Raw genomic sequence first — 11,045 nt, forward strand, 5'->3', positions numbered from 1 at the left:
GCACAAGACAGCGGGCGGACACAATGGTCTTGAGGATCGCATTGCGGCGGCATTTGCCAAAAGGCGGGTGGTTTCGATGACGGACGGTCCGGCATTGCGCGCTGTCGGCGCAGCCAGCCTGATACGCGAGGAATGGTTCTTGGGCGTCAGCGTCGCGACGAGCTTGGCGTTTCTTGTTTTCCAGGAGCAGCTCTTCGGGCAGCTTTCCGATCCGCTTTGGTTCACTGTCGTTTTCGCGTGGCTGTTCGCTGCCGTCCTCGGCTCCGCTCTGTCGGTTGTCCGGCACGCGGATCATTTGGCTGAGCGGCTGAAGGAGCCCTACGGCACGCTCATTCTGACGCTTGCCATCACCTCGATCGAGGTGATGGCAATATCAGCCGTCATGCTTCACGGCGAGAACAATCCCACGCTTGCGCGCGACACCCTGTTCGCAGTCGTCATGATCATCCTGAACGGCATGGTCGGCCTGTCCTTGCTGCTGGGCGCATGGCGGCGACCGGAACAGCAACATAACCTGCAGGGCGCCAACGCCTATCTCGGGGTCATCGTCCCGCTGGCCACCCTGAGCCTGGTGATGCCGACATTTCTTGCAGGCCCGGACGGACAGCATCCATCCGCACCGAGACAACTGATACTGGGTATAATATCGGTCGGCCTTTACGCTACGTTTCTGTTTCTTCAGGCCGGCCGTCATCGGGACTATTTCACCGACGACAGCAACCCTCACGAGCCCATCAGCGAACGTCTCCCTCGCCACGGACCGGTCTGGCATCATGCCATTCTGCTTTTCGCCTATATGGCTCCTGTCGTCTTTCTCGTCGAACAGCTTGCCCGGCCGATCGATTACATTATCGAAACCCTGCATGCTCCAACCGCATTTGGCGGTGTTGTCATGGCCATCCTTGTCGCGACGCCTGAGGCAATCAGCGCCGTGCGTGCGTCCATCGCCAATAATCTTCAGCGTTCCGTCAACATTTTCCTTGGTTCGGTGCTGTCGACGATCGGGCTGACGGTGCCGGCGATGCTTGTTGTCAGTCAGCTCTACGGACATCCCGTGACACTCGGCCTGGAGCATGGAGATCTGGTGATGCTCCTGCTCACTCTCGCCGTCAGCATCATCACCTTTGCCAGCGGCCGCACGCATCTCATGCAAGGCGCTGTCCATCTGGTGCTTTTCCTGGCTTACGTGTTGCTGATTTTCCAGCAATGAAACCCGCCCGATGGCGGCCGCGCGAGATCCGGAAAGTAAAGCGTTCCGCGCTTGGTCTGTCTTCCGCTATGATGACCGGAGCTATTGCACAGCTTGCAAGCAATCGCGGTGGTGGCTGCAGGACCTACGTGGCGATACGGAGACCGGACTTGGGCTCACTGTTGGTTGGCGGGCTGGTATTTGTTTTTCTGTCGATGGCGACGTCGACGGGATTGATCATGCGTGCCCGATTGCCCGATCACCATCTCAATGCGGAATCCAAGGACGTCATCAGGCTGGCGACCGCAGTGGTGGGAACGCTGTCAGCCCTGGCGCTCGGCCTCCTGATCGCATCCGCCAAGTCGACCTACGACAACGCCGAAGTGGAGATGAGAACGGCCGCTGCACGGGTACTGCTGCTTGACCGCGTCATGGCGCAATACGGGCCGGAAACCGACAAGGCGCGGCAATTGCTGCGTGAACTCATCGCGAAACGGCTAAGCCGCGGCTGGTCTGCCGAGACCACCGACGAGCCATCCGCCAAGGCGTTGGGAGAATATCAGGACATAGAGGCGGTTCAGGCCGACCTTCGATCCCTGACGCCGAAGGATGCGGGGCAGCGCTCTCTCCAGACGCGTGCTCTGGAGGTGAGCGGCATGGTAGCCGAAACCCACTGGCTGCTGGTCGAATCCGGTAAAGAGGGTTTGCCCTGGGCCTTCCTTACCGTTCTCGTCTGTTGGCTCTCGCTGCTTTTTGCCACCTTCGGGCTGCAGGCGCCGACCAATCCGACGGTGCTGTCAATTCTGCTTGTTTGCGCCCTGTCCGTCGCGGGCGCGATCTTCCTGATTTCGGATATGGCAAATCCCTATGTCGGGCTGGTCCATGTTTCGGATGCACCTTTGCAGTCCGCCATCGAACGCCTCGGGAAACCCTAGAGCCTTTCAGGGTTAGATTGAAGCATTCTGTTGGCTCAAACGGAGTCGGATGGTCGACCGACCGGCGCGCGTCGTAACCAGGCTCTACGGCCAAGCCGGCCGGTCGATCAGCCGGCCGGAAAGGCTCTAGCCACGTCATGGCGTCCGTCGAGGGTGAGCTTCGACACAGTTTAATTGTGCACCAGCAGCTATTGCAATTTTTAGCAATGCCGCGACATAATATCGCATGCCCGGAACTTTTCGGAGAGGGGTCGTCTCGGCCGAGGCACGCATGAAGACTGGGGCTCGTAAACATCGGGGCGGCGGCAATGCGTGTGAGATTGTATCAGGGTCTGCACCTGTCTGTGGTGCTTGCTGGCATGGCAATTCTCGCTGGCTGCGAAGAAAGCGGCAACACTTACGTTGCCCCTCCTCCACCTCCGGTTCGCGTCGCCCAGCCGGTCCAGCAACCCATAACGCTCTATTTTGAACTCACCGGCAATACGGCGCCGCTTAATTCCGTCGATATCGAGGCGCGCGTCCAAGGCTACATCAAATCCATCGACTATCAGGACGGCATGACAGTCACGAAGGGTACCAAGCTCTTCGGAATCGAGCGCGACACCTACCAGGCCCAACTGGATCAAGCGAAGGCATCGCTCGCCTCGCAACAGGCGTCTCAGGTCGGCGCGCAGCAGGAATATGACCGACAGCTCAATTTGTCGAAGCAACAGGTCACCACGCAGACCGCAGTCGACAGCGCCAAGGCAACGCTCGACGAGGCGAATGCATCCATCCTCAACGCTCAGGCCAATCTCGATCTCGCGACGATCAACCTCGGATATACGGAGGTGCTTGCCCCCTTCGACGGTACCGTCACCGATCACCTCGTCGATATCGGTGCGCTTGTCGGCGTATCCGGTCCCACCAAACTCGCCAGCATCGTTCAGACAGATCCGCTTTATGCCTATTTCAACGTCAGCGAAACCCAGGTTCTGATGATCAAGGAGACCCTGGCAAGGCAGGGACACACCTTCAAGCAGACGGACCTTCCAAGCATTCCTGCGGAGCTCGGCCTGCAGACGGAAGAAGGTTATCCCCATAAGGGACATCTCGATTACGTATCGCCACAGCTCGATGCCTCCACAGGCACGCTTCAGGTACGCGCTCTGTTCGACAACAAGGACCGCGCCATGCTGCCCGGTCTCTTCGTGCGGGTTCGTGTGCCAGTCGGCCATAACGACAAGGCTCTGCTGGTGCGCGACGATGCCATCGGAACGAACCAGCTGGGCAGCTACCTGCTCGTTCTCGGCAAGGACGACGTCGTCGAGCAGAAGCAGGTCAAAACAGGCCAGCGGGAGGGTGCGCTCCGTGTCATCGACTCCGGCCTCGATCCGGCCGACTGGGTCGTGACCCAAGGTATCCAGCAGGCCATCCCCGGCAGCAAGGTCACGCCCGAGAAAATAGAAATGAACCCGCCGGCGGCTGCCGCCGGCGATGCCAAGGCCAAAACCACCACGCAATGAATTCGCCACCATGGTTCATCTGAACGTCTAAGGACAGCAGCATGATCTCGCGCTTCTTCATCGAGCGACCGATACTCGCCAATGTTCTGGCGTTGGTTTTCGTGCTCATCGGCGCGGTGGCCCTGTTCCAACTGCCTGTGGCGCAATATCCGAATGTCGTCCCGCCGACGGTACAGGTGACGACACGCTTTCCGGGCGCCAGCGCCCAGACCCTCGTTGACACCGTCGCTCTGCCGATCGAGCAGCAGGTCAACGGCGTGCAGGACATGCTCTACATGCAGTCGACGAGCGCCAGCGACGGCACTTATTCGCTGACCGTGACCTTTGCCATCGGAACGGATCCGGACCAGGCCCAGGTTCTTGTACAAAACCGCGTTGCCATAGCGATGTCATCGCTTCCCGAAGCGGTGCAGCTTCAGGGCGTGACGACGCAAAAGAAATCGACGGCGATCCTCGGCTTCGTCAGCCTGACCTCGCCCGACAGCCGCTATGACAGCCTGTTCCTGTCGAACTATGCCGTCATCAATCTGCAGAATGAACTTGCCCGCCTGCCGGGTGTCGGCAACGTTACCGTGTTCGGCGCCGGCCAGTATGCCATGCGCATCTGGATGGATCCGAACCTGCTGCAGGCGCGCGGCCTGACGCCACAGGATGTCGTCAGCGTCGTGCAGCAGCAGAGCCAGGAGGTTGCCGCCGGCCAGATCGGCATTCCGCCGGTGCCGAAGGGGCAGGTCTTCCAATACACGCTGAACGTCAATGGCCGGCTGAACGAGGCGGCAGACTACGAAAACATCGTCGTCAAGGTCGAGAGCGGCCAGGGTGGCCGCGTCACGCGCATCCGCGATATCGGCCGCGTCGAACTCGGCGCCCAGACTTACAGCCAGTCCTTCATGCAGAACGGTCGACCGGCGGCCGGTATCGGCATTTTTCAGCTGCCGGAGGCGAATGCCATTGCGGTGGCGCAGGCGGTAAGCGCAAAAATGGAAGAGCTCTCGAAGAGCTTCCCGCAGGGCCTCGAATATCACGTGCCGTTCGACACGACGAAATTCGTCGAGGCCTCCATCGATGAGGTTTACGTCACCTTGATCGAGGCCGGTGTTCTCGTTCTCATCGTCATTCTCGTCTTCCTGCAGGATTGGCGGGCGATGCTGGTGCCGGCGACCACCGTTCCAGTCACCATCATCGGTGCCTTCGCGGCCATGGCGGCATTGGGTTTCACCGTCAACCTGTCGACGCTGTTTGCCATCGTTCTCGCCATTGGCATCGTCGTCGATGATGCCATCGTCATCGTCGAAGGGGTTGCCCGGCACATCGAGGCCGGCATGTCCGGCCGACAGGCCGCCGAGAAGGCGATGGAGGAACTCCTCGGCCCGGTCATCGGCATCACACTGGTGCTGATGGCCGTTTTCATTCCGGCCGCCTTCCTGCCCGGCCTGACCGGGCAGCTCTATCGGCAGTTCGCCCTCGTCATTGCCGCGACGGCGCTGATCAGCGCGATCAATGCCGTCACGCTGAAACCGACGCAATGCGCCCTTTGGCTGCGTCCGCCAGTCCCGCCGGAGAAACGCAACATCCTCTATCGCGGCTTCAACAAGGTCTATGACAGGGGTGAACGCAGCTATGCCGGGCTGATCGGATCAATGACCCGCCACAGCGGTATCATGGTCGTAGCAGCCTTTGCGCTGATCGGGGTTGCCGTCTGGGGGCTCGCCCGCCTACCGACTGCGTTTCTGCCCATCGAAGATCAAGGCTATGTGCTGATCAGTGCGCAGCTGCCCGACGGCGCCTCGAAGGAACGCACCGACGCGGTGATGGAGGAGGTCGGCAAGATCGCCGAAGCCACACCCGGCGTCGATCAGGTGCTGACCATCAGCGGCATTTCCGTTCTCGACAACAATGCCAGCCTGCAGAATGCCGGCGTCGCCTATGTCGTGTTGAAGGATTGGGACGAGCGCGGCAAGGAGAAGGGGCAGGATCTGCTGTCGATCTACCAGCATCTGAACGGCGCGCTGCAAAGCGTGCTGGCCGCCAAGACGCTGGTGGTCGTGCCGCCTCCGATCCAGGGCGTTGGCAATGCCAGCGGCTTTACCATGCAGGTCGAAATCAGGAACGGCATTTCCGACTACCCGCTGCTGCAATCGCTTGCCGATACGATCGTCAAGAACGGCAGTGCCCAATCGTCGCTGCAAAGGCTGAGCACGCCATTTCGCTCGAACGTGCCGCAACTAGCCATTTCCGTCGATCGCATCAAGGCGGAGACGCTGGGAATTACGGTGGGGCAGGTCTTCTCCGCTCTCTCCGGCTATGTCGGATCGAGCTATGTGACCCAGTTCAACAAATTTGGCCGCACCTTCCAGGTCTATGCGCAAGCTGCTTCCGATTTCCGGGTCAGCGCCGAAGACATCCGCGATCTGAAGGTCAAGGCCGGCGATGGGACGATGGTGCCACTCGGCACGGTCGTCGATGTCACGACGACGCAAGGCCCCTCTCTGATCAGCCTCTACAATCTCTACCCCACAGCAACCATCGTTGGCGGGCCTGCCGCCGGCTTCAGTTCCGGCCAGTCGCTCGATGTCATGGAGCAGATTGCCGATCGCACACTACCGCCGGGCACAGGTTTCGAGTGGACGGCGCTGTCCTATCAGGAGAAGGCCGTGGGCGGGCAGATCTATTTCATCTTCGCGCTCGCCATGCTCCTCGTCTATTTCGTACTCGCTGGCCAGTATGAAAGCTGGATCTTGCCTTTGGCGGTCATTCTCGCCGTGCCGCTCGCTCTCCTCGGCACGGTGGCAGCACTCACGGCAGCCGGTGTTGCCAACAATCTCTATACGCAGATCGGCCTTATCCTGCTGATCGCGCTTGCATCGAAGAATGCCATCCTGATCGTCGAATATGCGCGGGAAAAGCGGACGGAAGGCATGGAAATCCTGGACGCGGCCGTCGAGGCGGCCCGCCTGCGCTTCCGGCCAATTCTGATGACCTCCTTCGCCTTTATCCTCGGCGTCCTGCCGCTGGTGCTGGCGACCGGCGCCGGCGCATCGGCCCGCAAGTCGATCGGCATATCGGTCTTCAGCGGCATGATCGCCTCGACCTGCCTCGCTGTGCTCTTCGTACCGTCTTTTTACGTCGTGCTGCAGCGCCTCGAGGAATATTGGAAAGGCCGCACAAGGACCGCAGGCGTCGCAGAGGCGGAGATGCCGAAGGTACAGTAAGGCTCTTGCAACAAGTTGCGCGATCACCTGCGGTTTCGCGCGGGAGCAGGTTGTTGGCGGCACGTCACAGCGCGAGTTTCGAACAGACGCTATAATCCCGAGGTCAGGACCCTGTGGCAGGCAGGCGACACACGTTGCAGATTGTCCCGCAGGCAAGCGATAGCCCGCCCTCCGCCCAAAGGCACCATGCGGCACAGGGCCTGAAAATCCGATCCGCAGGTTTCGCGCAGGATCATCAGTTCCTCGCGCGGCGAGAAGGCCGGCATCATGGCCCGAGGAGCAGGCGTGGTCGCAACCGTCGCCGCGGCACCGCCGGCGGCTGGGGTTGATCCAGCTGATCCTTCCCCGGTTGATCCTCCCAAGGCCGCAACGGCTTGCTGACACGGCGCCGATAGAGCGGCATTGTGCTGTTGCAAGCAGCCGAGAGCCTCGCTGCCGCCCGGTGTGACGCCGGAGCATTGCGCCATGAAATCGCGTTGGCAGGCCGATTTGACGACGTTGCGCTGCGCCTGCGTCGGCTGATGCGCCGGTGCGCCCGTCGCCGGCGCTGGGGTGGTCGACCCAGTGGTTGCGGGCGCAGCCGGAGCCGGCTCCGCGGATGTCGATTTAGGTTTGCTCACCGCCGACACAGCCTTCCGGCAGCCGGCCGACAGTGTGGCATTATGCTGTTGCAGACAAGTGAGCGCCTCGATGCCGCCCGGCGTCACCCCTGAACATTGCGCTATGAAATCGGATCGGCATTCTGCCCTGATCGCATTGCGCTGCTCTTCGGTCGGCGCCTGCGCGGACGCGACGCCAGCTAAGAACACCACTGCGCAGAGCGGTGGCAATCCCGAGATAGCAAACAGAAGACGACGCCTTCCATGCCGAGCCGTCAGTAGAGAAGATGCCCATTTTTGCATTATTCCTCCCCCTATAAATCTCTAATTTACTTCATGAAATCGAACGCCCTGCTGAATAGGATAATAAACGCCCACCAATTGGAGGGACGTTGCTTGCCGCTGCGAAAATATTAAAACGCCGGCTCCACGTATATTAGAATATTGCTATTTTAGCAACTATCGTGCGCCTGAAAACTGATCAAGGGAAACGTATCACTCATCAGCTTTCTGATCGGAATCCATGCATCTCAAAGCAAGTTAACAGGCTCTACGAATACATGCTGCCGTCATGCCGCAGCCTCGTACCCTCTTGAAGCCGGGCTCTCGCGGCCTTCAAGCCGAAAGCGTGCAATCATGTCGGTAAGTGCAAGCGCCTCGGACGATAGCTGTTGGGTGGCAGCATTCGTCTCTTCCACCATCGCCGCATTTTGCTGCGTCATACGATCAATATCGTTCACCGATGCGTTGATCGAATGGAGTGTCGTCGCTTGGTCGCGGCTTGACGAGGCGATGAGCTCAATATGACCGACGATGTGGACGATCTCGCTGGAAATCTCCATCAGCGCATTGCCGGTGCGGCCGACGAATTCGGAGCCGGACGCAACCTCGCGGACGGAATTGTTGATGAGCTCGCCGATTTCCCTGGCTGCGCGAGCCGATCGCTGCGCCAGCTCCCGCACCTCCTGCGCCACGACAGCAAAGCCCTTGCCGGCCTCACCCGCTCTTGCCGCTTCGACTCCCGCGTTTAGGGCCAAGAGATTGGTCTGAAAGGCGATAGAGTCGATGGCGCTGACAATCTGAACGATCTTGCCGGACGCGTCCTCAATCCGTCCCATGGCCGAAACCGCGTTTTGGACCACTGAAGCCGAGGCGTCGGCGCCCAGTTTGGCTCGTTGGACAAGCGCAAGCGCTGCCGCTGCCCGTCCTGAAGAAGTGTTGACGGCGGAAGAAATCTCCTCCACTGCCGCTGCGGTTTCCTCAAGTGCGGCCGCCTGCTTTTCCGTTCGGCTGGCCAGGTCATCAACGGCTTCCGCCATCTGCCGGCCATTGTCGCTGATGAGGGAAGACGTCTCGCGGATATCGCAGAGCGTCTCCCTGAGACCCGCCACCGACATGTTGAAATCGGTGCGGATCCGGTCGAGTTCGGCGGCAAAGGGCGTATCGATCGAAAAATTCAACTCCCCGCGCGACAGCCGCGTGAGTCCCTCTGCAAGCGCCTCGATTGCGGCGTCAACCTGGGCCTTGGCGCTACGTCGCTCGAGTTCGTTGCGGGCGCGCTCAGATTCCGCATCACTACGCGCGATCTCGGCCTGTTGTTCCATTTCGACATTCGACAGGGCATTTTGTTTGAAGACGGAAAGCGCACGGGCCATTTCCCCGATTTCGTCGCCCCGTGCCTCGCCGGTGATTGTGGTGTCGAGCCTTCCCTCTGCGATCTTGCGCATCGCTGCGGTAATCTGGGTGATCGGTCCCTTCAGGGTGACGACCAGCGCGGCACCCGCAGTCATAGCGATCAGGATGCCGATGACAATCGCGCCGCCGGATATCCTATTGGCCTGTTGACGATCCTGCCCAGCATTTTGCCGCTGCGTCTCGGCGAATTGAGCAAGCAGGTTCCAGGTGTTGTCGATCTGCCCCGCAGCGCTGTCGAACTCAGCCAGCTTGCGCACTGCACCTTCGGAGAGCGCTGCCGCGTTCGCCGCAAGCAGATCGAGGACGGGTTGAGCCTTCTTCGGAATTTCGGCAAAGACCGGATCGTCGTTCACCACGCCGGCGAGACGGCTGAGCTCGGTCTGATACATGTAGATCGACTGCTGGACTTTCTTCACTCGCGCGTCGTCTGGATTGCCGGCGAGTTCGGCGAAGCCGACGCGGATCTCGTTATTGCTGTTAACGATGGCGCGCAGTTCGTTGCCGACATTCGTCGCCTGAGAGATATCCTTGTCCGACGCGGCAAGCGCAAGCACGGAAGTCCGCATCAGATCGTCGCCAATCGTCTTGAGACTGTCGCCAGTTGCAGCAAGATTGGCGACGGCGGTATCCGTTGCTGGGACATCCAAAGTGTCAGGCGACACCTTCGAAGCGTTGGCGACGGCATCCACAGCAGCGGCATACTGCACGGCGAGGGCTTGTTTGTCGGTCCCTACAGCAGGCGAAAGCTGCCCCTTTGCCTTTTGCAAATCGGACACATATTTGGCTAGCAGGCCAACTTTGTCAGCCGGCGTCGTCGCGTTCGTATAGTCATTGCGAAGTTTTGTCGCGACACTGGCGGCGGCGCTGATGGAGACGGAATTGCCCAGGCCGCTCTTGTTGGCATTTTCCATCTTTTTCGCACTGGCCATCAGCATGAACGAGCGCTTGCCAACCTGCCCTTGCAGGTCAAGAAGTGCCGCGGAAGCAGCGTCCACATCACTGAGAATTTTCTGCTGTCCCGTTTCGATTTGCCAGATCGCTTCGATCTTTTGCGGGATGATTTGCGACTGATCAAGCGCCTGGTCAAGAAGCGCCACATGGGTCGTCGGCCTTAGCCTCTCGATCGTCTGCTTCAGGTTTGCCAGTTGCTCTCGGGCGTCCGCAAGCGCGGTATCACGAGCTTCCTGCGACGGCTTCATCAGAAAGCCGGTCATGCTGGAAGAAACATGTTTGAACCCGTTCAGGGACTGCAAAACGTGGTTGGAGATCTCCATCCGTCCTTCGAGAAGGCTGGACGCGTAGTAACCCGTCAGTCCCACTGCGCATAGGCTGATGACGAATGGTGCCAAAAGTACGAGCACCTTCGTCTGAATGCGAACCCGCGACATCAAGCCATTTACCACGAATGCACCCTCACCACCGATTGGAACTAAGCTGTCATTCTTTGCTTAAGAACCGATAAATGGGTTGATCCGAGGGATTATGCTCGCATCACCTGCCGGGGCGCGGACGTGGTTCAGACACTCGAACGGGCATGTCGGCAGATTGGCTATTCATCATTGCCTGGCCTTGTTGCGGCCCCCTGCCAAGGTACTAACTCCTCGAGCCAGGTCTAGAAACGCAAAAAGCCCGCCGGAGTGGGGGGCTTTTGTGTCTATGGTCGTCTATTTGGAATTTGGTTGCGGGGGCAGGCTTTGGCCCGTTCGGGTCTTAAAACAGTCCAGTGGACTGTTCGATTGCCCGCGGAGCGGGCTGCTCCACGAGGAGTGTTTTGATTTTTGGAAGGAAGGTTTGGTTGCGGGGGCAGGATTTGAACCTGCGGCCTTCAGGTTATGGTCCGCAGGACGAGGAGCTACCATCGCCAGGGAAAGCGAAGCTTTTCCGCCAGCGATAAGAAGGTAGTTGCTGAT

6 protein-coding genes are annotated in these 11,045 nt (G+C 59.8%); 4 read left to right on the forward strand and 2 right to left on the reverse strand.

Annotated elements, in window-relative coordinates; translation table 11 throughout:
* Positions 1–76 precede the first annotated feature (76 nt).
* The 4 genes from ELH03_RS19270 (at position 77) to ELH03_RS19290 (ending at position 6,841) form a co-directional block, all read left to right on the forward strand.
* Positions 77–1,210, forward strand: coding sequence for a calcium:cation antiporter (locus tag ELH03_RS19270; RefSeq protein ID WP_128405345.1), 1,134 nt, complete (start codon positions 77–79; stop codon positions 1,208–1,210).
* A 149-nt stretch (positions 1,211–1,359) separates the two neighbouring features.
* Positions 1,360–2,124 carry a bestrophin-like domain gene (locus ELH03_RS19275; protein WP_128412585.1) on the forward strand — a complete coding sequence of 255 codons (765 nt, stop codon included), beginning with the start codon at positions 1,360–1,362 and terminating at the stop codon, positions 2,122–2,124.
* 308 nt (positions 2,125–2,432) lie between these two features.
* Entirely contained in the window at positions 2,433–3,629 is a 1,197-nt protein-coding gene (locus ELH03_RS19285; protein WP_128405347.1) for an efflux RND transporter periplasmic adaptor subunit, read from the forward strand.
* Between the two features lie 41 nt (positions 3,630–3,670).
* Positions 3,671–6,841: an efflux RND transporter permease subunit gene (locus tag ELH03_RS19290; protein ID WP_128412584.1), complete on the forward strand. Its 3,171-nt coding sequence runs from the start codon at positions 3,671–3,673 to the stop codon at positions 6,839–6,841.
* A gap of 89 nt (positions 6,842–6,930) precedes the next feature.
* On the opposite strand, the gene ELH03_RS19295 is transcribed toward ELH03_RS19290, so the two are convergent.
* A complete protein-coding gene (locus tag ELH03_RS19295) occupies positions 6,931–7,743 on the reverse strand; it encodes a hypothetical protein (protein ID WP_128405349.1) in 813 nt (270 codons plus the stop codon).
* A gap of 266 nt (positions 7,744–8,009) precedes the next feature.
* Positions 8,010–10,538, reverse strand: coding sequence for a methyl-accepting chemotaxis protein (locus ELH03_RS19300; RefSeq protein WP_128412583.1), 2,529 nt, complete (start codon positions 10,536–10,538; stop codon positions 8,010–8,012).
* Between the last annotated feature and the right edge of the window lie 507 nt (positions 10,539–11,045).

It is taken from the genome of Rhizobium beringeri (assembly GCF_004306515.1).
In the GTDB taxonomy this organism is placed as follows: domain Bacteria; phylum Pseudomonadota; class Alphaproteobacteria; order Rhizobiales; family Rhizobiaceae; genus Rhizobium; species Rhizobium beringeri.